At 57.6% G+C, this 23,537-nt stretch carries 19 protein-coding genes and 1 pseudogene; 14 read left to right on the top strand and 6 right to left on the bottom strand.

Going from position 1 to position 23,537, the window contains the following annotated elements:
• Positions 1-11 precede the first annotated feature (11 nt).
• The 10 genes and pseudogenes from JHX88_RS11225 (at position 12) to JHX88_RS11180 (ending at position 12,119) form a co-directional block, all read left to right on the top strand.
• Positions 12-1,334 (top strand): TRAP transporter large permease, encoded by a 1,323-nt coding sequence (locus JHX88_RS11225; protein ID WP_076527064.1) that lies wholly within the window; start codon positions 12-14, stop codon positions 1,332-1,334.
• A 142-nt stretch (positions 1,335-1,476) separates the two neighbouring features.
• Positions 1,477-2,229, top strand: a complete 753-nt coding sequence (locus tag JHX88_RS11220) for an IclR family transcriptional regulator (RefSeq protein ID WP_076527065.1) — start codon at positions 1,477-1,479, stop codon at positions 2,227-2,229.
• Positions 2,230-2,306: 77 nt separating this feature from the next.
• Positions 2,307-3,121, top strand: a pseudogene (locus JHX88_RS11215) (integrase core domain-containing protein); the annotation flags it as partial.
• A 256-nt stretch (positions 3,122-3,377) separates the two neighbouring features.
• Complete coding sequence (locus JHX88_RS11210) at positions 3,378-4,469, top strand: alpha/beta hydrolase (RefSeq protein ID WP_076527066.1); 1,092 nt, start codon at positions 3,378-3,380, stop codon at positions 4,467-4,469.
• Position 4,470: 1 nt separating this feature from the next.
• Positions 4,471-4,803 (top strand): hypothetical protein, encoded by a 333-nt coding sequence (locus JHX88_RS11205; RefSeq protein WP_141225870.1) that lies wholly within the window; start codon positions 4,471-4,473, stop codon positions 4,801-4,803.
• 57 nt (positions 4,804-4,860) lie between these two features.
• Positions 4,861-5,436, top strand: coding sequence for an Lnb N-terminal periplasmic domain-containing protein (locus tag JHX88_RS11200; RefSeq protein WP_141225871.1), 576 nt, complete (start codon positions 4,861-4,863; stop codon positions 5,434-5,436).
• Positions 5,437-5,666: 230 nt separating this feature from the next.
• On the top strand, positions 5,667-6,626 hold the full coding sequence (locus JHX88_RS11195) for an AraC-like ligand-binding domain-containing protein (protein ID WP_076527067.1): 960 nt from the start codon (positions 5,667-5,669) through the stop codon (positions 6,624-6,626).
• A 125-nt stretch (positions 6,627-6,751) separates the two neighbouring features.
• Positions 6,752-8,779 (top strand): hydantoinase/oxoprolinase family protein, encoded by a 2,028-nt coding sequence (locus tag JHX88_RS11190; protein WP_076527068.1) that lies wholly within the window; start codon positions 6,752-6,754, stop codon positions 8,777-8,779.
• A 3-nt stretch (positions 8,780-8,782) separates the two neighbouring features.
• A complete protein-coding gene (locus JHX88_RS11185; protein ID WP_076527069.1) occupies positions 8,783-10,750 on the top strand; it encodes a hydantoinase B/oxoprolinase family protein in 1,968 nt (655 codons plus the stop codon).
• A 34-nt stretch (positions 10,751-10,784) separates the two neighbouring features.
• On the top strand, positions 10,785-12,119 hold the full coding sequence (locus JHX88_RS11180; RefSeq protein ID WP_076527070.1) for a purine-cytosine permease family protein: 1,335 nt from the start codon (positions 10,785-10,787) through the stop codon (positions 12,117-12,119).
• Positions 12,120-12,921: 802 nt separating this feature from the next.
• Here JHX88_RS11180 and JHX88_RS11175 read toward each other — a convergent pair.
• The 6 genes from JHX88_RS11175 to JHX88_RS11150 form a co-directional block, all read right to left on the bottom strand.
• Positions 12,922-13,884 (bottom strand): TAXI family TRAP transporter solute-binding subunit, encoded by a 963-nt coding sequence (locus JHX88_RS11175; RefSeq protein WP_076527071.1) that lies wholly within the window; start codon positions 13,882-13,884, stop codon positions 12,922-12,924.
• A gap of 30 nt (positions 13,885-13,914) precedes the next feature.
• Positions 13,915-15,801, bottom strand: a complete 1,887-nt coding sequence (locus JHX88_RS11170) for a TRAP transporter permease (RefSeq protein ID WP_076527072.1) — start codon at positions 15,799-15,801, stop codon at positions 13,915-13,917.
• Positions 15,791-16,630: an alpha/beta fold hydrolase gene (locus JHX88_RS11165; protein WP_076527073.1), complete on the bottom strand. Its 840-nt coding sequence runs from the start codon at positions 16,628-16,630 to the stop codon at positions 15,791-15,793. Before JHX88_RS11165 ends, JHX88_RS11170 begins: the two co-directional genes overlap by 11 nt.
• Positions 16,631-16,752: 122 nt before the next feature.
• Positions 16,753-17,448: a GntR family transcriptional regulator gene (locus JHX88_RS11160; protein WP_076527074.1), complete on the bottom strand. Its 696-nt coding sequence runs from the start codon at positions 17,446-17,448 to the stop codon at positions 16,753-16,755.
• A 158-nt stretch (positions 17,449-17,606) separates the two neighbouring features.
• Positions 17,607-17,894 (bottom strand): DUF1330 domain-containing protein, encoded by a 288-nt coding sequence (locus JHX88_RS11155; RefSeq protein ID WP_076527075.1) that lies wholly within the window; start codon positions 17,892-17,894, stop codon positions 17,607-17,609.
• Between the two features lie 5 nt (positions 17,895-17,899).
• Positions 17,900-18,586 carry a GntR family transcriptional regulator gene (locus tag JHX88_RS11150; protein WP_076527076.1) on the bottom strand — a complete coding sequence of 229 codons (687 nt, stop codon included), beginning with the start codon at positions 18,584-18,586 and terminating at the stop codon, positions 17,900-17,902.
• Positions 18,587-18,687: 101 nt separating this feature from the next.
• Between JHX88_RS11150 and JHX88_RS11145 the strand changes: the two genes are divergently transcribed.
• From JHX88_RS11145 to JHX88_RS11130, 4 genes are read left to right on the top strand one after another with little or no spacing between them, the layout of a single operon-like run.
• A complete protein-coding gene (locus tag JHX88_RS11145; protein WP_076527107.1) occupies positions 18,688-19,290 on the top strand; it encodes an amino acid synthesis family protein in 603 nt (200 codons plus the stop codon).
• The gene (locus tag JHX88_RS11140; RefSeq protein ID WP_272847997.1) at positions 19,262-20,995 is read left to right on the top strand and encodes an alpha/beta fold hydrolase; all 1,734 of its coding nucleotides are present in this window, start codon (positions 19,262-19,264) and stop codon (positions 20,993-20,995) included. Before JHX88_RS11145 ends, JHX88_RS11140 begins: the two co-directional genes overlap by 29 nt.
• Positions 20,992-22,029, top strand: a complete 1,038-nt coding sequence (locus JHX88_RS11135; protein WP_076527077.1) for an LLM class flavin-dependent oxidoreductase — start codon at positions 20,992-20,994, stop codon at positions 22,027-22,029. The genes JHX88_RS11140 and JHX88_RS11135 overlap by 4 nt, the downstream gene beginning before the upstream one ends.
• 9 nt (positions 22,030-22,038) lie before the next feature.
• Positions 22,039-23,505 carry an aldehyde dehydrogenase gene (locus tag JHX88_RS11130; protein ID WP_076527078.1) on the top strand — a complete coding sequence of 489 codons (1,467 nt, stop codon included), beginning with the start codon at positions 22,039-22,041 and terminating at the stop codon, positions 23,503-23,505.
• Positions 23,506-23,537 lie beyond the last annotated feature (32 nt).

The raw sequence follows: 23,537 nt of genomic DNA, 5'->3' as shown, positions 1-23,537 counted from the left end.
GGACTGAACATATGGGCCAAGAATTCTTAACCGGGCTCGTCGGACTTATCATTATGGTTCTACTGATCGCGGTGCGGATTCCGATCGCCTTTGCAATGGCCTTGGTCGGCATGGCGGGTATCTACTTGATCTCTGGGCCCATGATCCTGCTATCCCAGATGAAGTCGCTCGCTTTCGGCACGTTTACCAACTACGATCTGTCTGTTGCACCGCTTTTCATACTCATGGGACATCTTGCGACCCGGGCCAATCTGTCCTTTGGCCTGTTTCGAGCGGCGAACGCATGGTTGGGTCATTTTCGCGGGGGGGTTGCCATGGCCGCGATCACAGCGTGCGCGGGTTTCGGCGCCATTTGCGGTTCGTCGCTCGCAACGGCCTCAACCATGGGAAAGGTCGCGCTTCCTGAGCTGCGGCGCTACAACTACTCGCCCGCCCTTGCGACTGGCACCCTCGCGGCGGGCGGGACGCTTGGTATCCTGATCCCACCGTCCATCGTGCTGGTTGTATATTCGGTTATCGTCGAGGTTAATATCGTCGAGATGTTCTCGGCGGCGATGGTGCCGAGTATGGTCGCCGTTCTTTTCTTTATATTGGCGATCGCACTCTACACACGCATCGCTCCAGACGCGGGCCCGAAGGGGGGGAGGGTGGATCACCAGGAACTCCTGGCCGCGACCTTGGGTGCAATTCCAGTCATCCTCGTGTTCGGTATCGTCCTCGGCGGCATGTATCTTGGACTCTACACCGCGACACCAGCCGCTTCGATCGGCGTATTCCTGGTGCTTGCCTACGGCGTCGCTCGCCGCGTCCTGTCTTTGCGGGATATCGTCGCGGCGATCCTTTCTACCGCGAAGAATGCCGGGATGATCTATCTCATCGTGCTCGGAGCGGAGCTGCTAAAGATTTTCATGTCGCGGGGAGGCGTGCCGCAAGCCGCCGCGAACGCGATGCTGGAATCCGGCCTGCAGCCCTACTTGCTGCTTCTTGTTGTCCTGGCTGCCCTCATAGTCATGGGGATGTTTATGGATTCCCTGTCAATCATTCTGCTTACCCTCCCTTTCTTCTGGCCTGTGATCTCGGGGCTGGATTTCGGGCTCACACCGAACGAGACGAAGCTGTGGTTCGGTGTCCTGGCGCTGATCGTAGTGGAGCTCGGGTTGATCACGCCACCTGTCGGGATGAACGTCTTCATCATCAATGCTTTGGCCAGGGACGTGCCAATGATTGAAACATTCAAGGGAGCTCTTCCGTTCTTCCTCTTCGAAATTGTTCGCGTTATTCTTCTGGTGGCATTTCCGGCTATCGTGCTGGCTTTCCCGGCGTGGATATCATGATGTTCACCACAAAATCGGATCACTTACATTGATATTCGAACAGTATTGGCAACTTGTATCTCTGAAACCTTGCGGCGGTAGGCAACAAACGCGTTTCTTGGCAGGCTGTATGGTCAATGCCACGCGTTTTGGAAATTGAAAAATGGCTGAACAACTAAACAACTCGATTTTGACGGCTTTTGACATTCTGACGCTTCTTTCCGACAACCGGCAAACCATTACAAAGCAGGATTTAACTACCGAACTCGGCTTAAGAGCTGCAACTGCACACCGCTTCCTTCGATCCTTGGAGGTGGCCGGAGCATTGTCTTTGGATAAGCGAGGTCAATATCGGCTGAGTTCCAAGCTTGTGGACCTCGGTGCTAGCGCAATGTCCGCTAATGTAGGACACCGCTGCGTGCAGGAGGTTCTTGAAGAACTGGCTCAGAAGAGTGAGGAAACCGCGCTGGCGACAATTATGAGGCGTGGAAAAGTAGTTATCATCGCGCGTGCCAACTCACCAAGACCTTATTCGATTCATATGAACGTTGGCGCAGAACTCGAATTGCACTGCACGGCGAACGGAAAGATTTGGCTGGCGAATATGACCATGAGCGAACTCCAAGAATATCTCGGGACCGTAGAAAGAAGGAAATTTACTCCAAATACCATTTTTGAAGGTCAGGCGATCATCGAAGAGGCGAGACGAGTCCGCGAAGCTGGATATTCTATTTGCATCGCGGAAAGGGAAGAAGAAGTCTCTGCTGTGGCAGTTCCCATTCGGACATCCGGGGGCACATTGCTAATGAGTATTTCTGTCTTTGGACCCAGATCGCATTTCAACTCCGATTTTCGGGTACATTCGCTTGATCTTTTGAACGATGCGGCAGAAAGAATCAGTTCCGCATTGGACTGAACAATGAAATTAGCATGGCCGGTTTATAGGGACTTTATTGAATGCCGATTCTGTTGATTTTTACCAGAAACTGGTTTGGGAAAAAAGTGACCGGGCCATCTCAAAGGCGCGAGATGACCTGCAACGCGGTGGAACGCAGAGGGGTCAGCGTCGCGCTGGCGTGCCGGACGTTTGGCGTCAGCGAGACGCGCTATCGTTACAGACCACTTGTGAGTGATGAGAACGAGTTGATCGCTGACCTGCTGCTCGGCCTGACCGGTGCCCGCAAGACGTGGGGTTTGGGCTGTGTTTTCTGCATTTGAGGAACGTGAAGAGGTACCCTTGGAACCACAAACGGGTCTACCGCATCTACTGCGTCCTGGAGCTGAACCTGCGGATCAAGCCGCGCAAACGCTTGAAGCGGGATGTGCCGGGAACTCTGGCTGTGCCTGAAAGGCCGAATGTGACCTGGTCGATGGATTTTATGGCGGATCGTTTGGCAGACGGCCGCGCCTTCCGGCTGCTGAACGTGCTGGACGACTTCAACCGGGAAGGCTTGAGCATCGAGGTGGACTTTTCCCTGCCGGCAGAGCGGATCATCCGGAGCCTCAAAACATCATTGAGTGGCGGGAGTGGACAACGGCCCGAATACATCAGTCACGCACTGCTGGATTGGGCTGAAAGGCATGGCATCGCGTTGGCCCACATTCAGCCCGGCCAGCCGCAACAAAATGCCTATATAGAGCGCTACAACCGCAAAGTCAGGCACGAGTGGCTGGACCAATATATCATCAACAGCATCGAGGAGGCCCAACACTTTCCTACCCAGTGGCTCTGGACTTACAATAACGACCGCCCGAACATGGGCATCGGCGGCATTACCCCCGCAATGAAACTGAAAATGGCTGCGTAAGTTCTACAACCAAATCCCGTTAAAAACCGTAGGATTACCACATCTCTGCTAATACGCCGTTGATTCAGAACACCAAGGCAAAAAATCGTGGGAGGCACTCACTTGCAAGCTCCGGCGCTGATGACGACACGGCTCTATCGGCGGCGATCCCGTAGAGTTTCGCGACTGCTGTCCGACCGCCGCAGGAACCTCCACGCCCCCGACACGCAAGCGTTTGGCGCCGCAAAACGCCAGTTCCCCTAGTTACGAGGCAAGAATGATCAAACCTTCGCTTCTTCTTCTCTGCTGCGTGCTCACCGGTTGTGCAGTCCGTCCGGACACACGTACCATCTGGCCAGTCGGCGCGTCAGCGCCTCAGGGCGAAACCAAGCAGATATTCGTTGCGACGACCAGAGAAACAGCGCAGGTTCCGGCAGATGGCTTTACGAGCCTGCGCTCTCCAGTGCCCCACTTCGCCGAGTTCGCCATTTCGATTCCGCCCGGCCATGTTCCAGGCGAGATAGAATGGCCACGGGGCGAGACAAACCCGCGAACCGATTTTGCAGTCGCGTCCCATATGCGTCTTGATAAGGAGACCTTCTTACGCCGCATAAACGCTGCGAACGCAGAGGGCACGGGCGTTTTTGTCCATGGCTATAACTACAATTTTCCCGAGGCCCTGTTTCGGTCGGCGCAAATGGCGGCGGACGCGCAAATCTCCGGCGCGCCGATTCTCTTCTCTTGGCCATCCAGCGCGTCGCTTCTGGGTTATGCCAGTGATCGAGAATCGGTGACCTATTCACGCGATGCGCTCGCCGAACTTCTGACGCGGCTTGGCGAGGCGTCCGATGGAAACCCGGTGACTGTCTTTGGCCATTCCATGGGCGGCTGGCTCGTGATGGAGGCGTTGCGTCAGATGAGGATTGCCGGCGAGGATGAGGCACTGTCCCATCTCGAGGTTCTGCTTGCTGCCCCTGATATCGACGTGGACGTGTTCCGCCAGCAGCTGGCGGTAATCGAAACAATGGAAATTCCGATGGTGGTCATGGTTTCTCCGGACGATCGTGCGCTGGAGCTTTCCGCCCTAGCTGGTCAGCACAAGCGAGTGGGCGCTCTGGATATCACAGATCCTATCATCCAGAGCGCGGCAAGGGATAGCAATGTGGTCTTGATCGACATTTCCGCCGTCGATGCCCGCAGCCGCCTGAATCACGATAGATACATCCAGCTGGCATCCGTCTACCCCGCGCTGGTCAGCGAGATGCAAAAGGGGAGCACATTCACCGAGGCGGGTGCCTTTGTCTTGAATTCGGCCGGGCAAATCATCTCAGCGCCTCTGAGGGTCGTTGACACGGCTTTGGGGCAGTAGAATGCGGCGCAAGTTCGAAGCAGTGCTTTTGGGCTTCGCATTGACCCTATTTTTGGCTTGGTCTCTTGCAGCCTTCTGGTTTCAGTTCGAGCGCTTCGCTATGCTCGCCTGTCTTGGCGCGGTGGTTGTCGCCGGTATACTGGGCGTTCTCGCCAGCCGTAATATGCGGCGCGGCTGGTTGGCGTTCATCACCTGCCTGGGCGCAACCATGCTCTGGTGGTCCGGCATTACCCCACGGCAGGACCTGATTTGGGCACCTGATGTTGCCCGTGGGGTAACGGCGGAGTTCCAGAGCGATACCGTCATCGTGCACAATATCCGAGATTTCGTGTGACATGACGAAAACTCCGCTGCGGTGCGCTGGACGTCCCGGACGTAATCTCTTAACGCGATAACCTCGGTCGATCTTCTGACTTCGGTTTGGGCGAGTCCGGCAATCGCCCACGTCCTGGTAAGTTTCGGGTTTGCCGACGGTCGCCGTCTTGTCTTTTCTGCCGAGATCCGTCGAGAGGCGGACGAAGTGTTTTCGTCCCTCGGAGCGTTTTTCAAAAAGTTCGAGCTGATCCTGATTGCAGTGGAAGAACGGGATATCGTGAAGCTGCGTACAAACTACCGCCGTAAAAACTTATACCTGTTCCCATTACGGCTTTCACCCGAACAGGCGAGGCTCCTGCTCGTATCCTACCTGGAGCGGGGCAACCAGCTTGCTGCCAAACCAGAATTCTACAATACCATCACTGCAAACTGCACAACCGTTGTCTTTCGTTTGGTGCGGCTTGTCGATACAGGCCTTCCCTACGACTGGCGGGTTCTGGCATCAAGATATCTGCCTTCCTATCTTTTCGAGCTTGGGCCATCGATACGACAAAGCCTCTTGGCGAAACCCTTAAAGGTGCGCAGATTACGTCCCGGGCAGCTATACTCTCCTCATCCGTCGATTACTCCGCAGGTATTCGCAGATAGTTAACGCCGGCAGTGGGTTCGAGAAATTTTTCTCAAAGGGCAAGTGCAGATGGCTATGGACCTGCATCGGATAGCGGCAGTCCTGCCGCTGAAAAGCGTTCGCAATACCCTGCTGCCCGAACTACGGGCGCGACCGAACAAAACTATGTGCGCCTATATACAAGAACGCGAAAAAAAACATGCTATGGTGATCGGCAGTTCGTAGTTTGATGACATCTCTGGGGGATGTGAGACATGGGGAGTGAGCACGCCAATTATTCCCAAGCGGAAAACCGCAAGGCATGGCGCCAGGCGGTTTCTCAAGCCTATTTCACATTGGAGGTCGAACCGCATGACAAGGAACGGTTCACCGGCAGTATGCATCGCTGGCGCCTTGGCAGCGTCGAGCTTTCGCGAATCCAGTGTGACGGGCTGATCTATCGGCGCCATAATCATCACCTGCTGAAGGAAACGGAAAGTTCCCTGCTGATCGCGGTGCCGGAAGACGATACCATCAATTTCGAGCAATGCGACCGACGGTCGATCTGCAAGCCGGGCGGGTTTCTGGTCGAGCGTAGTGACGCGCCCTATGAATACTGGCATGCCAAACGCAACCGGCAATGGGTGCTCAAGGTTCCGACCGCGCATATGCGGGCAAGGCTTGGGCGATCTGAACGGCTTGGGGGGCTGACCTTTGACGGTCAAAGCGGGATCGCGTCCTATTTCGTTTCCAGCCTGCATACGACGATCCGTCATCTAGAAGCGATAGATGAGGTCGCGCGCGGAGCCGCCGGAACGCATCTGACCGAACTGCTGTGCCTGGCGATCATGGATGATCAGCGCGTTTTGACCAGCAACCTGTCATCCGTGCGCGCGGCACATCTTTCACGGGCGGAGAATTTCATACGCGAGCATCTGAAAGATCCTGATCTCTCGCCGGGGATGGTCGCGGAAGGCTGTGGTATCTCGCTACGCTATCTTCAGCGGTTGTTCCATGAATCCGATCAATCGATCCAAGGCTATATCCGCGAAAGGCGGCTTAGCCGCTGTAACGAAGAACTGTCCTCTCGTCAGTCGATCCGCAGCATCTCGGATATCGCTTATGATTGGGGTTTCACGGATCAGGCGCAGTTCTCGAAATATTACCGCGCGAGGTTCGGAAAAACTGCTTCTGAAACCCGGCGGGAGGCGATGACAGCCACCCGCGAAATCTAGCACCGGCGACGGCCGGCGCTTCGACCTATTCCGAAAACTGACCCGGTTCCAGCGGGTCCGGTTCCTGCCGGGAGCACGATTCCGGCGGCAGGAAGATCATGTGTGCAATTCAAGGAGGAGAGCGTATGGAAAATACACGAGTCGCAGTGGATGTCGGCGGCACATTTACCGATATCTGCATCATGGACGAGGCCAGCGGCGCGATACGTATCGAAAAGATCGCCTCGACTCCGGACGATCCCATGCGCGCGATCATGGACGGCATCGAGATCGGGAAGATCGACCTGGCCGGTGTCTCGATGTTTTCCCATGGCACTACGGTTGCAACGAATGCGCTGATTACCCGTAATCTGCCTCGATGCGCGATGATTTGTACGGAAGGTTTCCGTGATGTGGTCGAGATCCGCCGAGCCAACAAGGAGGATCTCTGGGACACATACAAGGACGTGGCCAAGCCATATATTCCCCGTCGCGACCGTTTGACGGTGCGCGAGCGGGTCGATGCCGAAGGCAAGATCGTCGAAGCCCTCGACGAGGCAGGGGCAAGACGCGCAGGTGAAATCCTGAAGAAGCGCGGCGTCAAATCGGTCGCTATCTGCTTCATGAATTCCTATGTCAACGCCGAGAATGAACGGCGCATGCGTGATATCCTGAAGGAGATCATACCTGACGCGACCATCTCGATCTCGGCCGAAATCATGCCGGAGATTTTTGAGCATGAACGGTTCTCGACCACTATGGCCAATGCTGTCGTATCGCCGGTGGTGGTGGATTATGTTTCGCGGCTCAGCGACCGGCTGAGGGACGAGGGGTACAAGCGCGATCTGTTGCTGCTGCATACCGGCGGCGGAGTGATGACCCCGAATGCGGTGCGTGATTTCGCGGCCCGCCTGGCCGGCTCCGGTATCGCCGCAGGGGCAATTGCAAGCCGTTTCATCGGTAATCTGTGCGGCTATCCGAATACCATCGGTTTCGATATGGGCGGAACCTCGACTGATGTGTCCGTCAGTTACAAGGGTGAATCCCGGATCACCAAGGATTGGTATATCGAATACGGGTTTCCGATCCGCTTTCCATCCATCGAGGTGCTGACCATCGGTGCCGGGGGTGGTTCGCTCGCCTGGCGCGATGAAGGCGGCTCCTTGCGAAATGGTCCGCAATCTGCGGGGGCTAGTCCGGGACCGGCCTGCTACAGGAACGGCAACGAGATCGCCACGAATACCGATGCCAATCTGGTGCTTGGCCGGTTGGGGACGACGCTGGCAGGCGGCAAGCTGACGCTCAACCCGGCATTGTCCGAGACGGCGGTCAGATCGACGGTTGCCGAACCCTTCGGCATGGAACTGCACGAGGCCGCCGAGGCGATTATCCGCGTGGCAAATGCCAATATGGCAAATGCCGTAAGGCTGCTTTCCATTTCGCGCGGCTACGATCCTCGCGATTTTGCGCTTTGCGCCTTTGGCGGAGCGGGGGCGTTGCATGGGGCAGCGGTGGCGAAGGAGCTTTCGATCCCGACAGTGATCGTGCCGCTCAATCCCGGCGTGACCTCGGCGCTCGGGTGTTTGCTGGTCGATATCCAGCACGATTTCTCGGACAGTTTCATGAAGCCTGCCGTCGCCACGCACCCCGAGGACCTCGAAAGCGCCTTCCGGAAGATTGAGAAAGAAGCGATGGGCCAGCTTCGTCACGAAGGCGTGGCAGAGGACGATATGGTTTTGAGCCGAACGGTCGAGATGATGTACAAGGGCCAATGGCGGTCGCTTCAGGTTCCCGCATCTGCCGAAATCACCGATATTTCCGAACTGGTCGAGGCATTTCACGCCCATCACGAGCGCGAATACAACTACGCGCGCGAGGATGCCGAAGTCTCGTTGTTCCGGGTGGCGGTAAAGGCCGTCGGCATCGTGCCCAAGGCGGAATTGCAGAAGCAACCAGTGAAACCGCATCGGCCCGAGCCCGTCGGCAAGCGTCAGGTCTGGTTCGAGAACAACGGACATGAGACCGCAATCTATCAGCGCGAAGAGCTAATGGCCGGGGCGAAGATCGCCGGTCCGGCCATCGTCGAACAATTCGATGCGACAACCGTCATCCCCCCCGGCATGTCCGCAGAGGTCGACGAATATTTCAACATTCGCATCAACACACAGGGCTGAGCCATGGATATGAAGACGCAAGACACGGACCGCCTCGATCCGGTGACCTTCGAGGTTCTGAAAAACTCCTTCATCACTTCGGTCGACCAGATGGCCGAGCAGATGCTGCGCACCTGCTATTCATTCGTGATCTATAACCGGGATTTCTCGAACGCGCTGCATGATGCCGAAGGCAATTCGGTCGCGCAGGGCAACCAGGATATCGCCGTCCATGTCGGAACGCTGCATTTCACCTGCAAGGATGTCATCAGGGTATTCTCGGGCGAGATGCTGCCCGGGGATGTCTATGCTATCAACGACCCTTATGCGGGCGGCACGCATTTCTCGGATGTCCGCCTTGTGCGCCCGATCTTCGATGACGACGATCTGATCGGCTTCTCGCAATCGAATGGTCACTGGTCCGATCTTGGGGGCTCGGTTCCCGGATCTTTCGATGTCTCTGCCCGTGACATGTTCCGCGAAGCCGTTCGGATCACCCCTGTGCGCCTGTTCCGTGCGGGAGAGTTCTGCCACGATGTTGCCAATATGATCGCGCAGAACACGCGTGATCCGGCATCGATCATCGGTGATATCCACTCGCAGGCAGGCGCCACGGCGGTGGCCGAGCGGGAAATCCTGCGGCTGGTTCGGAAATACGGCAAGAACCAGGTTCTGCAGGGTATGCGCGAAGTGCAGGATTATGTCGAAACGGCGGTCCGTAGCCGTATCGCCGCCTTGCCCGACGGTGAATGGGAAACCGTGGACTATATCGACCGCGATCCCGCGCGGGGCGAGGGAATGATTCCGATCCACATCACGATGACCATCAAGGGCGACCGGATCACCTATGATTTCGAGGGTAGCCACCCGACGATCTCCTCGATTTACAATTCCGCGCCCGGGGCGACATTCTCGGCTGTTGTTGCGGGGATGAAGACCTTCTTCCCCGATCTGCCGCTCAATTCCGGCTTTTACCGCATGATCGACATCAAGGCGCCGGAAAACAGCGTGGTCAGCGCGCAATGGCCTGTGGCGGTGACCGGCTTTCTGATGCCCTTCGAGAAGATCATGAACGCGATTTTCGAAATGTGGTCACAGATCATGCCGGACAAGGCGATCGCCTGCGCTTTCAACCTTGAATACCTGCTTGCCGGAGGGCGCGACCTGCGCTCACCCGAAAAGCCGATCTTCATGTTCTACGAGTGGCTTCCTGGTGGCTGGGGCGGCCGGAACGGCAAGGACGGTTCGGATGTGACGACGGCCTGTTTCGGAACCGGTCTCATGTCACAACCCAATGAAGGGAACGAGCGCGTCAACCCGACCAGAACAGTCGAGTTCCAGATCCTGCGCGACAGTGCTGGTCCGGGCAAATGGCGCGGTGGAGCGGGGGTGCAGAAAACCTCGATCCTGCTGGAAAGCGAAGGGGCGGTCATGTCCTATATCTGCGACCGCGAACGCGCCGTCGTCTGGGGGATCGAAGGCGGGCTGCCATCAATGCCGCATGGCCTCTCGATCCGCCGCAGCGGCGAGCAGGAGGCGAAATGGCTGGGCTCGGTCTTTTCCGATTACCCGGTCAATACCGGCGATGAATTCGCAAGACCGACCGCTGGTGGAGGTGGCTATGGCGATCCGCTGGAACGCGATCCACAGGCAGTCTGCGAGGATGTGGCCCATGACTACGTCTCGATTGAGCGCGCCGCCAAGGATTACGGTGTCGTGCTGACAGAGGTGGATGCGGATCTTTGTGAATTCGAGGTCAATCTGCCTGCAACCGAAAAACTGCGGCAAGAGATCCGTGCCAAGCGCAAGGATTGGGCCCGAATGCCGCCCGAAGAAGTTGCCGCACTCTATCGCGAAGGCGAAATCAACAGTCTCGACGCGGTGCGCCGTTACGCCACGATTCTCGATTGGGAGACGGGTGAACTGCTTGAAAAGACAACACAACAATTCAGGGAAAGCTTCGAACGCCGGACCGTAAGCCACTGGGCATAAGGGGGTCGATCGGTCGAAACACAGGGAGGATAAAATGGCTGGAACAATAAACAATACGATGGACGAACAGACGCAGGGGCTGGAATTCTCGGATCAGCCCGTGCCGCCCGATCAGCGCATGGCGCGGATGCCGCTGACCATGGCCTGGTGGTCGGTCTGCTCGGCGATGTTCTATCTGGTCGTTGCCGCGACCCTGGCGCTTGCATATGGATCGGTGAACGCGATCATCGGAATGGTGCTTTCGGTGATCGCCTTTTCGGCAGTAAACGCCGTCCTGTCACGCCACTCGATCAGGACCGGCCTGTCGGTTTCACTGTTCTCACGGATTCTTTTGGGCCGCACCGGGGCGGCCCTCGCCACACTGATCTTTTTCGCCACGGCGATTTATTACGCCGTGTTCGAGGGGTCGGTCATCGCGCTTGCGCTGAACAGCTATACCGGCCTGTCCTACTCGCTGGCCGCACTGATCGTGGTGATTTATTCAGTGGTGCTGATTTTCGGCTCGATCCAAAACTGGCTGGACAAGTTCAACGGTGTATTGCTGCCCTTTTATCTTCTGGGACTGTTGGCCGCCGTGGTTCTGGCCATCTCGACCCATGGCTATTCAGACGCATGGCTGAAGCTCGGGCCAGAGGGTGGTGCGCCGGCGAATGGCTGGTGGAACTGCTTCACCGCTTATATGGGTGTCTGGATCCTGATGATGTTTACATATGATTTCGCGCGCTTCGGAAAAAAGGAAGACGCGGATTATCACGGTAACATCAACTTCGGAGCGCCTTTTTATCTGGTCACCTTTCTGCTGAACGGGCTTGTCGGTATATTCCTCGCCGCCAGCCTGCCGACCGAGGGCGGCGTGACCGAGATTTCTGTGGTGCTTGCCCTGATCCATCTGATGGGGCTAGCGGGGCTGATATTCGTATGGATCTCGCAGACGCGCATCAACACGGCGAATTATTACCTTGCGGCCGTGAACATGGAGAGCTTCGCGGAAACAGTCTTCCATCTGAAGCTGCCAAAGATCGTCTGGGCCTGCGTCGTTGGCGTGGTCACCTATCTGCTGATGCTGGCGGATGTGTTTGCCTATATTCTTCAGGCATTGGCTTATCAGGGAATATTCGTCGTGGCCTGGGTCGCGATTGCAATGACACATATCCTGAAGTTCGATAAATTGGCTGACAATCTGGACCGTTCTGCGCTTGAACATGCAGTCGCCGTCAATCCCGCCGGGCTTGGAGCATGGTTGTTCGCGGCTCTTGTCGGGTTGGTCCTGCATTTCTCCGGCGATACCGCTGCGGCCTATTCGGCTCCGGCAACCTTCGTGGTGGGGGCAATCGCCTATGCGGTTCTATATCGGCTGAAGACAAGTTGACGATTTGAGGATCAAGCCGGTCGAGAGGTGATTTTCGGATTGTCTGGCAACTTCTGCGGTTGCCTGGGCTACAGTTTTCTGGGCTTGGTGATCGAGCGCAGTTTTCCGACGGGTATGTTCATACGGCACTTTTCGGAAGTCGCTGGTCGGGATGGTGATTTGCGAAGCAGGTCACCTTAGGCGAAATCGCGCCTCCCGGCTAAAGCTGACGCCTTTACCAAAGAGTTATCGGGCGGCTAGCAGCAACGTGTTGCGATTGCCCGTACCCTCTGCATGGAATCGGAACTCATTCTCTTTGATGAAGCCTCAGCGCCCCTTGATCTGGATACGGTAAGGGAGGTGCTGTCTGGCTTGAAGAAGGTCGCCGAAGGCGGCAGGACCTGCATTTTGGTTGTGCACGAGATGGAGTTTGCCTGCGAAGCTACATTTCACCGACAGTGGTGTAATTGTCGAGCACGCTCCTCAGGCTGAGTTTTTATGCGCGCAAGCGCCCCAGGCTCGAATGAATTTCTCTCCAAGGTTCCATAGGCATGGCAACTGGCGAAGCGCGGCTTGCCGTTCGGCGTCGCCTCGGACCGTGGCGGCTCACGCTTCACTCCATGATCTGTGTATACAGGCTTCTGGGCGATCTCTTCACGGCGGCGTTCCGCAGAGGCCTTGGCCAGTGATGTCGATTTAGAGGATTTGGATCTTATCTTCGTTCATTCGCTACTCTGACGAAATCCAAATCCAACTTATATCACAACCTCAAACTTGGGGAATTTGTGCTGACGGGGACCAAGATAGGAACTTTCCTGGCGGGTCAACGGAGACCGACTTCCTTGAAATAGCGTTCAGCTCCCGGATGCATGGGAACTCCGTAGTCCTTGGCCCCCAACTCGGGAGTAATTCCTGCGAAGCTCGAGTTCTGCTCCTGCAGCGCTTCAAGGTTCTCCCAGAAGTTCTTCGTGAAACTGTAGATCATTTCTTCGTCTGCATCCGCATCGGTAAACACGACCTGTGCCAACCCGAATGTCTGGACCGCCTCGTCCTGCCCCTTATAGGTCCCGGCGGGAATCTCGAACGGCACCAACAGCCCGTCATAGGCTTCGTTCATACCGTCGATGATGGGTTGCGGGATATCCAGATACCTGATGGGAGTAGTTGCGGAAAGTCTTTGCGCGTTTCCAAGCCCGAGCTGGAACACATGGCTTCCACCGACAAAGATTCCGTTCTGAACCTCGTCGAATACCTGCCCCGTCGGGACATTTCCGGGCTGAAAGTCGGACATGGAGATCCCGGCGGCCTTGAGGAGCTCGACATTGAGGCCGTGGGTAAAGCTCGCGGGAACGTTGATATTGAAGGACTGGCCCTTGATACCGTCAATCGACGTGATGCCGCTGTCTTCACGGACAAAGAAATTCTCCGGAACGATGCCGAATGTGAAGAGCATACGCAGATCCTTGAACTGCTCCTTGATCGGAACTTCGGCAAAATCGCCCTTTTGCTGATAGGCGAAGCTCAGATCGATCAAGGTATTCAGGCCGATATCGACATCATCGTTCAGCACAAGGCCAAGATTGTCCTTGTAACCACCGCTTGTCTGAACCGAAAACCTGTAATCACTCTGTGCTTTGTTGGCGACATCGGCCATCAATGCCCCATTCACGTAGGGTCCTGAACCGGATGAGCTCGATCCGATCGAGATCTGGTCTTGCGCGAATGCAGGGCTCGATAAAATGGTGATGCCGGTCAAGACCGTTGCCAGTGATGTAGTCAGTTTCATGGGTTTCTCCTCTGTTGGATCTTTAGCTTGCTAAGCATGTTTTCTGGGGGTTCTGCGCGCGAGCCGAAGGGCCAGAATAGCTCCGACGACCGCAAGACCGGCGAGATCCGTTATGGAGCCGGAATCGATCAGCGCAATCGCAGCGACCACCAGTACCGCCCGCTCCGGCCAACCGATCCAGTCACCGCACCAGCCCTGGATGCCAGCCGCCATTGCAAAAACTCCGACGCCTGCCGTGACGGCTGCCATCGCAATCTGAATCGCGTTGCCCTGCAACAGAAGTGCGTCGGAATACAGGAACATGAAGGCCACAATGAAGCCCGGCAGGGAATGCACGAAAGCGGTGACGGCCGTTTTCCACCAGTTCGCTTTCGCGATACCGGCGGCGACAACCGCGACCAGCGCGACCGGAGGGGTCGAGCCGGATTTGATCGCGAAGTAGAACAGGAACAGATGCGTTCCGAGCTTCGGCGCGCCCGCGGTGATCAGGGCCGGTGCGGCAAACATTGCCAGCAGCAGGTAAGCGATGGGCGTGGGCATACCCATACCCAGAAGGGTCGCGGCAATGACTGCCAGGAATGCCGTGACAAGCAGTGAGCCATCACTCACGGCCAGAATGATTTCGGTAAGACGAGGACCCAGCCCCGTGGAGACAATCCCCGCCTGCAATATGCCGATTGAAACGATGAGCGCGGTAATCCCGGCCGCCTGACGGATACCTATATCGAACTGGTACAGTAATTCAGCCAAAGATATGCGTGTTGACGCACGAGCCATACCTGCAACCAGAGCCACAGCCAGGGAAATGAGGCTGGCATAGGCAGGCGTGAAGCTTTCCACGATCAGCAGCCAGAATAGCAATGCCGGGGCGATAAGCAGATGCCACCCATCGCGCATAGCCTGACGGGCGGACGGAATTTCGCTTTCCGGCATGCCATGCAGCCCTTCTTTCAGGGCTTCGATATGGATCACCCAGTAAAGGGAGAGGTAATACAAGATTGCCGGCAATATCGCAGCCATGGCGATGGTCGCATAAGAGATACCGGTAATCTGCGCCATGATGAAGGCGGCCGCCCCCATGATCGGCGGAACCAGTTGAGCGCCTTCCGAAGTATTGGTCTCGATCGCGGCGGCGACATGGCGGCGGAATCCGGTCTTGATCATGAGCGGAATGGTAAATGTGCCGGTGGCAACGACATTCCCGACGGAACTGCCCACCATGGTGCCAAGCCCGGCGCTGGCAGCCATGGCGCCCTTCGCCGCGCCGCCAGTTTGACGTCCGAGCGCGGCATTCGCGAGATTGATGATAAAATCGCCGGTTTTCGTGGCCTGCAGGGTTGCCCCGAACAGCATGAACATGAAGAGATAGGTGGCGGCGACCTGCAGGCCGGTGCCGAACAATCCCTCACTGGTATAGGATACGAGATAGGTGAAGCGCTGGATATCCATTCCGGCGTGCGAAAACACACCCGGTAGATGATTGCCCCAGAGCATATAGGCAACGCTTGCCAGTCCGAGCAGGGCCAGAACCACCGATTGCCGCCGGGCCGCTTCAAGGGCGACAGCAACCATCGCAAGCCCCATCCAGACGTCCAGGGAGGTAAGATAGTTTGCGCCCCAGAGGTTTAGAAGCCGTTCATATTCGATGACCAGATAGACCATGCTGATAACGGCTATTGCCGCGGCGAGGATATCCAGCCCCCATTGTCCTTTCCGCAACAAGGGTTTCTGGGACCTCTGGCGGGCAAGAAATGCGATGAACAAGGTGGCGGCCGCGAAGATCGCCAAGTGAACCACTGTCGTCTTGTAGGGACCGAACAGGGTCGCATAGGCCATATATACGAAAAGCCCCAGGCCGATTACCCGCAAGACAAAATCCAGCAGGACCGGTGTTTCCTGTTCCGTTTCAGCCGTCATTGGACGTTTCCTCATCTGGTTGAATTTCCGCCTGACTTGTTTGGCCGCGAAGGAAGTCCAGTATCGGGGATATGAAGAGATCGGGCTTTTCCACGAGCCCGAGATGCTTGAGCCCAGGAACCGCATGTAATCGGGAATTCGGCATTTCCGATTTCATGGCCCGGGCCATCGCCGGCGTGCTGCCGATGTCGTGTTCAGAGGTGATTATCAGCGCCGGCGTGTTCAGGGCCGGTTGTGGTGCGATCAACTCCTTGATGCCGAACGCCAGAACCCGACGCGCTTGCGCATAGCTGTCGGCATTACAGGACAGAACCCATTCCCTGATCTCTTCCACTGATTCGGGGCTGCGATTCCGGAATTCCTCCGTGAACCAACGCAAAAGCGCCGCGTCAATTGTTGCCGCAGGTCCACCATCTGCGCTCTGCTCGGCCTGCGCTTCGACCTTGCGCTGCCAATCCGGAGCACGTGCATGTGGGGAATTCATGATGATCAGTGCATCTGTCATCTCGGGATATGTCATCGCGAAACGACGGTTGATCATCCCTCCAAGTGAAAAGCCTGCTATCGTGGCTGACGAGAGCCCGACATGGCTTATCAGCCCATGCAATTGCTCTGCATAAAGGTCGAGCGAGGTAGTTGTAGGTGAGGCACCGCTCTTGCCGTGCCCGTAAAGATCGTAGGTCAGGACATGATAGCGCGCCGATAATGCGGGCAAAAATCTTCGCCACAACCCCCGATGAAGTCCAAGTCCATGAATCAGCACAAGCGATGGTGCATTCGCGGAGCCATGAAGATCGTATGCGGTCTGATCCCATCGGGCATCAAGCATTTACGGCCTCATTATTGTGTGACGGTATGATTGTCATACAATCTGTCGAAATGCAAGCTGGAAGACGGATGCGACTTGGTGTCGGGCCTGACAGGCTCAGGCGTGAGCCCCGATATATTCGGTCAGTCCTGTGGAAAATCGCGAAGGCGTATCAGCGCGGATTCAGCAGCAGCGGCAATATGTGCCTCACTGGCGATACGCGCTGCATCAACATTGCGTGCCTCGATTGCCTGGACGATCTTTCCGATTTCCGCCACGCTCTGACCAAGCCGCCCCGGTCGTGTCATCGACTGCGTGCGCAGGAAGGCGATGCGGTCGAGAACCGGCTCGAGCACGGTTCGGATTTCCGGGTTGCCGCATCGATCCATGAGGATATCGTAAAAGGCGGATGTGGCGGCCCGGACACTGCTTAATTCCGGCTTGTCGATGAGCGCGCGAAGTTCGCCGAACCGGGCTTTCAACGATGTGATATCCGCCTCGGCGCCGCGTTCCGCAAAGAACTGTGCCGCAAGCCCTTCCAAGGCACTGCGAAGCTCGTAAAGCGCGGCAACGCGATCGATGGAGGGCTGCGCGACCACGAAACCACGCGCGGGAATCCGATCGATCAGGCCGCGCGCCTCGAGATGAACAAGCGCCTCACGCAAAAGAGGCCGGCTGACCCCCATCGCCTCGCAAAGCTCCCGCTCGACGAGATGTTCTCCCAGTTGAAACTCTCCGTTGAGGATCGAGCTGCGCAGCGTCTCCTGGACATGATCCCGAAGGCTGGTGGGGCGTGGAACACGCAAACGCTGTCCCTTGGCCGAGGAGGAAATCGTCATATGACTGCCTGGGTTACGAACTCTTGCGCTTCTACAATATGCTGGTCTACCCGCCAAATCGCGAGCAGACATTCATATTGATAGACAATATGGCATGCATTCCGATCTACCATATTCAAAGAAACATCGGAATAACGCAGCGGCAGGCCAGCGCCGGATCACATCCCGTCAATGATGGCTATATCGGCGATGCAGGCGTCACTTCGGGCACCCCTCGCGGCGCGGTATTCGGGAGAGTTGTAGCAGGCGTTGGCTTGCTCCCTGCTGTCGAATTCGATCACCACGTGGCGTTCCCAAGCGGTTCCTTCGAGTGTTTCTGCAAGACCGCCGCGAACCAGGAATCGTGCCCCGTATTTGCTGAAGGCTTTCACGGCGAGGGCCTGATAGCTCGCGTATCTTTCGGGATCGGTCACGGTGACATTGGCGATCCAGTAGGCTTTTGCCATCGATATCAGCTCTCCAGGTCTTCGGCTGCAAGCAGGTGTTCGGCGATCGTAGTCACGTCGTCCAGATGCCGGTTGACTGCTTGGCGGGCGGCTTCCGGGTCACCGCTGACGATAGCGTCGCAGATCGCCTTCATATGCGCTTGCCCCGGCTGCTTGCGGTCGGAACTGGACAGGGTCATCATGCGCAACCGCGAGATACGCCCATTGAGCCGCTGCACGATTTCCCAGGCAACGCTGTGCCCGGCACCTTCGAAAATGACCTGGTAGAAACTCGCGGTCGCCCTGAACAATGCGCCGGGAGATTTTTCACCATAGCTTTGCTTCAGATCAGCCAGTGCCGCCTGTAGCTGCCCGGCAAGCTGCGGCGTCATGTTGGAGGCGCAGGTCGTGGCGGCTGCGGTTTCGAGCATGCGTCGGATATCATAGATCTGACGCGCTTCGTTCCAATTCATGCGGGCTATGATCGGGCCCTTATGGGGCAGGTACTCCACCAGCCCTTCCGCTTCCAGATATCGAATCGTTTCGCGAATGACTGTCCGGCTGACGCCGAGCTGCTCGCACATGACTCGTTCGATCAGCCGCTCGCCGGGCTTGAAATGACCATCGATGATCGCTTCGCGCATCCGCTCCTGAACCATGTCTCGCAGGGTTGCGGGAGGCTTGTCGATCTTGCTGAGAGGGGCGTTTTCCATGCTCGTCGAATACCAGTACGGGGTGAAGCAAACAAGCATTGATTGACAGACTATATGATTGTATACCATAAGACAGTAATATGAAAAATAGAGGTGTGATCGTGCCCGCCAAGATTCGCAAAACGCTGCTGCATGTCGAAGAGACCCTGATTGAAGGTGGCAAGGCTGCCCCGGTGCCACTGAAGATGATCGCGGCCGTTGCCGTCATCGAGAACCCCTGGGCCGGGCAGGGGTTTGTCGAGGATCTTCGGCCTGGGATCCTCGATTGTGCACCAGGACTGGGCGAATTGCTGACCGGCATGATCCTTGATGCCGCAGGTGGCGGAGATAAGGTGGAGGGATATGGAAAATCTGCCATTGTCGGCGTGAATGGCGAGGTAGAGCACGCTTCGGCGCTGATCCATACGCTGCGTTTCGGCAATCATTATCGCGAGGCGGTCGGGGCAAAATCCTACCTTGCCTTCACCAATACGCGCGGTCCAGCTAATGCGCCGCTGCAAATCCCGCTGATGGACAAGAACGATGGCGGTCGTCGCAGCCACTACCTGACAATCCAGCTTTCGGTGGCGGATGCCCCCGGACCGGATGAGATCGTGGTTGCCCTGGGCGCATCAGTGGGTGGGCGGCCGCATCACCGGATAGGTGATCGTTACCAGGATCTGAAGGAACTGGGGCATGATGTTGAAAACCCTGCATCTGTCTGATTCATACGGCCGGCTTTCCTGGCACGAGGCGGGGCAAGGCGCTCCCGTGGTGCTGATCCACGGGGTCGGGATGCAGTCGGCGGCATGGGAGCCGCAGATTGCCGCCTTGTCGGACAGCCATCACGTGATCGCTCTGGATATGCCGGGGCATGGCGGCAGTGGACTCCTGCCCGAGTCCGCAGCTTTGCCGGATTTCGTGGACTGGTTGCATGCCGCATTGCTGGCGCTTGATCTGGGGCCGGTTAGTCTGGCCGGGCATTCCATGGGGGCGCTGATCGCAGCCGGTTATGCAGTGACCCACCCGGAAATGGTCACCCGGGTGGCGCTGCTGAACGGGGTGTTCTGCCGCGATGCACCCGCCCGCGCCGCCGTCGAAGCGCGTGCCGCCGAGATACGGGCGGGCATGGTGGATCTGGAAACGCCGCTGGCTCGCTGGTTCGGAAGCGGCGATGACGTCCGGTCAGCGAGAGAAAAGGTGGCAGGCTGGCTGCGGACGGTCGATCTACAAGGCTATGCGACAGCCTATTCGGCCTTTGCTTGCGGAGACCGGATCTATGCCGACAGGTTTGGCGATATCGCCTGTCCGTTGTTGGCCATGACCGGCGAACTCGACCCGAACTCGACCCCGGGAATGTCCCACGCCATGACCGCCGCCGCGCAACATGGTCATGCGGTGATCATGAAAGGGCATCGCCACATGATCAACCTGACCAGTGCGGAAGAGGTTAATCGCGAGTTGCGGCACTGGCTCAATACATCAGCGACAGGAGGAGATGACATGAACGCTATCGATCCGCGCGCGCTGCGCAACGCCTTCGGAACCTTCATGACCGGTGTAACCGTTGTCACGACCAAGGATCCCGAGGGGAAACCGGTAGGGTTTACCGCGAATTCCTTTACCTCGGTGTCGCTCGATCCGCCACTGGTGCTGGTTTGCCTAGCGAACTCGTCGCGCAATCGGGCGGTTTTCGCCGAGGCGTCCGGATTCGCAGTCAATGTCCTTTCGGAGGGACAAAAACATATTTCCAATACCTTTGCCCGCCCGGTCGAGGATCGTTTCGAGGACGTAACCTGGCGCGACGCCCCCTTCGGCGCGCCAATTCTCGATGACGTGTCAGCGTGGTTCGACTGCTCCCGGCATAAGCTTGTTGAGGCGGGCGACCATGTCATCCTCATCGGCAAGGTCGAGGCCTTCGATGAATCTCCCGCCCCTGGCCTAGGTTATGCGCGCGGGGCTTATGTCACCCCGGCGATGGAAGCGCAGGCTCTCGGACAACAGGCGGATTTGATGGTGGCTGCGCTGATCGAGTATCAGGGCGAAGTCTTGTTGGTCGAGAATGACAACGGCGAACTGACTTTGCCGCTCGCCAGGGTTGGCAAGCAGGGCGTTTCGGCAACGCTTGTTCGCCTGATCTCGGAGTTTGGGGTCGAGACCGAACCGGGTTTCATCTACGCCGTCTACGAGGATGCCGATGCGGGTTGCCAGCATATTTCCTTCCTGTGCCAGTCGGCCGAACCCGTATCCGGGCGCGGGACCTTCCAGGCATTGACGCCCTCAGTGTTGGCGAAAATCGCGGACCCGGCCATGCGTACCATGCTGAAGCGTTTCGCAGCGGAAAGCCGGATCGGCAATTTCGGCGTCTATTACGGCAATCAGGTCAGCGGCAAGGTTCGCCCCATCGCCGCAGGGAGTGGATCGCAATGAAGTTTTCCCTTTTCGCGCATATGGAACGTATCTCGCCCGAACAGGATCAGCGGCAACTCTACGAGGAATTCATCGAGCTGTGCAGGATCGCCGATGAGGGTGGCATGCATGCGATCTGGACGGGTGAGCATCACGCGATGAATTTCACCATCGCGCCGAACCCGATGCTGAACCTGGTCGATCTTGCGCGGCGCACGAAGAATGTCCGCCTTGGCACCGGCACGGTGGTCGCGCCCTTCTGGCACCCGATCCGGCTGGCGGGCGAAGCGGCGATGACCGACATCCTCACCGATGGACGACTGGAACTAGGCATCGCCCGTGGTGCCTATACCTTCGAATACGAACGCCTGATGCCCGGCATGGAGGCGTGGGAGGCCGGGCAGCGTATGCGGGAGTTGGTTCCGGCGGTGAAGGCCTTGTGGAAAGGTGATCACGCCCAGGAGGGGGAGTTCCATTCATTCCCCAAGACCACCTCCTCGCCGCAGCCGGTGCAGCCGGATGGCCCGCCGATCTGGGTGGCTGCCCGCGATCCCAACAGCCACGAATTCGCCGTCTCGCAAGGCTGCAACGTGCAGGTCACGCCGCTGTGGAGAGGCGACGGGGAAATCACCGAGCTGATGGACAAGTTCAACGAGGCTTGCGCGAAATTCGCCGACCGTCCCCGCCCGAAGATCATGCTTTTGCTGCATACTTACGTTGCCGATAGCGCAGCGGATCTGAAGCGGGCTACCGAGGAACTGAACCGTTTCTATTGCTATTTCGGCGCCTGGTTCATGAACAAGCGCGAGACCAGCCAAGGCCTGATCGCGCCTCTGTCGGACGAGGAGATCGCGGCGCATCCCTTTTATACGCCTGACGCGATGGAACGCGACCTGGTGATAGCTCAACCCGATCAGGTCATCGAACGGCTCAAGGGCTACGAGGCGCTCGGTTATGACGAATACGCGTTCTGGATCGATTCCGGCATGTCCTTCGAACGCAAGAAGGCATCGCTTGAACGCTTCATCGCCGAGGTGATGCCAGCTTTTCGATAGGAGGTCGAAATGCAGAAATTCCAGCACTATATCGGCGGCGAATTTTCCGGCGGCGGCGCCCAGTTCGAAAGCATCGATCCCGCGACAGGACGTCCGTGGGCGCTGATGCCGGAGGCCCGTGTTGATGACGTAAACCGCGCGGTTGAGGCGGCGGAGCGTGCCCTGTTCTCACCCGAATGGTCGGGAATGGCAGCAAGTCAGCGTGGCAGGTTGCTGTATCGTCTGGCGGACCTGGTGGCCGAGAATGCCGGGCGACTGGCAGAGCTTGAAACCCGCGACACCGGCAAGATCATTCGCGAGACCAGTGCCCAGATTGCTTATGTCGCGGAATATTACCGCTATTATGCCGGTCTCGCCGACAAGATCGAAGGGACGCATCTGCCCGTGGACAAACCCGACATGGAGGTCTGGCTGCGCCGCGAACCGATCGGAGTTGTTGCCGCCATTGTGCCATGGAATTCGCAGCTTTTTCTTTCCGCCGTGAAGATCGGCCCGGCATTGGCCGCGGGATGCACCGTGGTGCTGAAAGCCTCAGAGGACGCTCCAGCGCCAATGCTGGAATTTGCCCGCATCTTCGATCAGGCGGGATTTCCCAGGGGGGTACTCAATGTCATCACCGGCTTCGGCGATCAATGCGGTTCGGTGCTGACCAGCCATCCCAAGGTGAACCATGTCGCCTTTACCGGTGGTCCCTCGACCGCCCGCCATATCGTGAGGAATTCAGCGGAAAACCTTGCCTCGACCTCGCTGGAACTGGGTGGGAAGTCGCCCTTCATCGTCTTCGAGGATGCCGATCTGGAAAGCGCCGTGAACGCCCAGATCGCGGGCATCTTCGCGGCGACCGGGCAAAGCTGTGTCGCGGGGTCGCGCCTCGTGGTGCAGAATTCGATCAAGGAAGAATTCCTGGCCCGGTTGAAGGAAAAAGCTGAAAAGATCGTGATCGGAGCGCCGGATGATATGGTGACCGAGATCGGCCCGCTTTGCACGCAGCGTCAACGCGATCATGCTGCAGAACTGATCGCGACATCGGTGAGGCAAGGTGCCCGGATTGTAACTGGTGGGGCGATATCGAAGGGCGAGGGATTCTATTTCCCGCCGACGATTCTGGATTGCTCGGATGCCCCCGAAGCGCCCGCCGTGACCAGCGAGTTCTTTGCGCCCGTTCTCTCGGTCCTCGAATTCGATACCGAGGCCGAGGCGCTCGAGATTGCCAACAACACCGCATTCGGGCTGGCCTCGGGGTTGTTCACCCGCGATCTGACCCGCGCGCATCGGATGATCCGCGGCATTCGTGCCGGTATCGTCTGGGTCAACACCTATCGGGCAGTAAGTCCCATCGTTCCCTTCGGCGGTCACGGCCTATCCGGGCATGGCCGCGAGGGTGGTTTGCAGGCGGCGCTCGATTACACCCGCGTCAAATCCGTCTGGCTGCGAACCAGCGACGAGCCGATCCCGGATCCATTCATCATGCGCTGAACCTCACCGCGTCCACGGCCGTGGTCCGGCGC

Source organism: Paracoccus saliphilus (assembly GCF_028553805.1).
GTDB classification, from domain to species: domain Bacteria; phylum Pseudomonadota; class Alphaproteobacteria; order Rhodobacterales; family Rhodobacteraceae; genus Paracoccus; species Paracoccus saliphilus.
Note: the sequence above shows the minus strand (reverse complement) of the source record. Positions and strands in the feature narration are given on the sequence as shown.

What these genes read in the sequence shown, in the direction of transcription:
- JHX88_RS11225 (WP_076527064.1), top strand. Translation starts at nt 12, where the DNA reads ATGGGCCAAGAATTCTTAACCGGGCTCGTCGGACTTATCATTATGGTT.
- JHX88_RS11220 (WP_076527065.1), top strand. Translation starts at nt 1,477, where the DNA reads ATGGCTGAACAACTAAACAACTCGATTTTGACGGCTTTTGACATTCTG.
- JHX88_RS11210 (WP_076527066.1), top strand. Translation starts at nt 3,378, where the DNA reads ATGATCAAACCTTCGCTTCTTCTTCTCTGCTGCGTGCTCACCGGTTGT.
- JHX88_RS11205 (WP_141225870.1), top strand. Translation starts at nt 4,471, where the DNA reads ATGCGGCGCAAGTTCGAAGCAGTGCTTTTGGGCTTCGCATTGACCCTA.
- JHX88_RS11195 (WP_076527067.1), top strand. Translation starts at nt 5,667, where the DNA reads ATGGGGAGTGAGCACGCCAATTATTCCCAAGCGGAAAACCGCAAGGCA.
- JHX88_RS11190 (WP_076527068.1), top strand. Translation starts at nt 6,752, where the DNA reads ATGGAAAATACACGAGTCGCAGTGGATGTCGGCGGCACATTTACCGAT.
- JHX88_RS11185 (WP_076527069.1), top strand. Translation starts at nt 8,783, where the DNA reads ATGGATATGAAGACGCAAGACACGGACCGCCTCGATCCGGTGACCTTC.
- JHX88_RS11180 (WP_076527070.1), top strand. Translation starts at nt 10,785, where the DNA reads ATGGCTGGAACAATAAACAATACGATGGACGAACAGACGCAGGGGCTG.
- JHX88_RS11175 (WP_076527071.1), bottom strand. Translation starts at nt 13,884, where the DNA reads ATGAAACTGACTACATCACTGGCAACGGTCTTGACCGGCATCACCATT.
- JHX88_RS11170 (WP_076527072.1), bottom strand. Translation starts at nt 15,801, where the DNA reads ATGACGGCTGAAACGGAACAGGAAACACCGGTCCTGCTGGATTTTGTC.
- JHX88_RS11165 (WP_076527073.1), bottom strand. Translation starts at nt 16,630, where the DNA reads ATGCTTGATGCCCGATGGGATCAGACCGCATACGATCTTCATGGCTCC.
- JHX88_RS11160 (WP_076527074.1), bottom strand. Translation starts at nt 17,448, where the DNA reads ATGACGATTTCCTCCTCGGCCAAGGGACAGCGTTTGCGTGTTCCACGC.
- JHX88_RS11155 (WP_076527075.1), bottom strand. Translation starts at nt 17,894, where the DNA reads ATGGCAAAAGCCTACTGGATCGCCAATGTCACCGTGACCGATCCCGAA.
- JHX88_RS11150 (WP_076527076.1), bottom strand. Translation starts at nt 18,586, where the DNA reads ATGGAAAACGCCCCTCTCAGCAAGATCGACAAGCCTCCCGCAACCCTG.
- JHX88_RS11140 (WP_272847997.1), top strand. Translation starts at nt 19,262, where the DNA reads ATGATGTTGAAAACCCTGCATCTGTCTGATTCATACGGCCGGCTTTCC.
- JHX88_RS11135 (WP_076527077.1), top strand. Translation starts at nt 20,992, where the DNA reads ATGAAGTTTTCCCTTTTCGCGCATATGGAACGTATCTCGCCCGAACAG.
- JHX88_RS11130 (WP_076527078.1), top strand. Translation starts at nt 22,039, where the DNA reads ATGCAGAAATTCCAGCACTATATCGGCGGCGAATTTTCCGGCGGCGGC.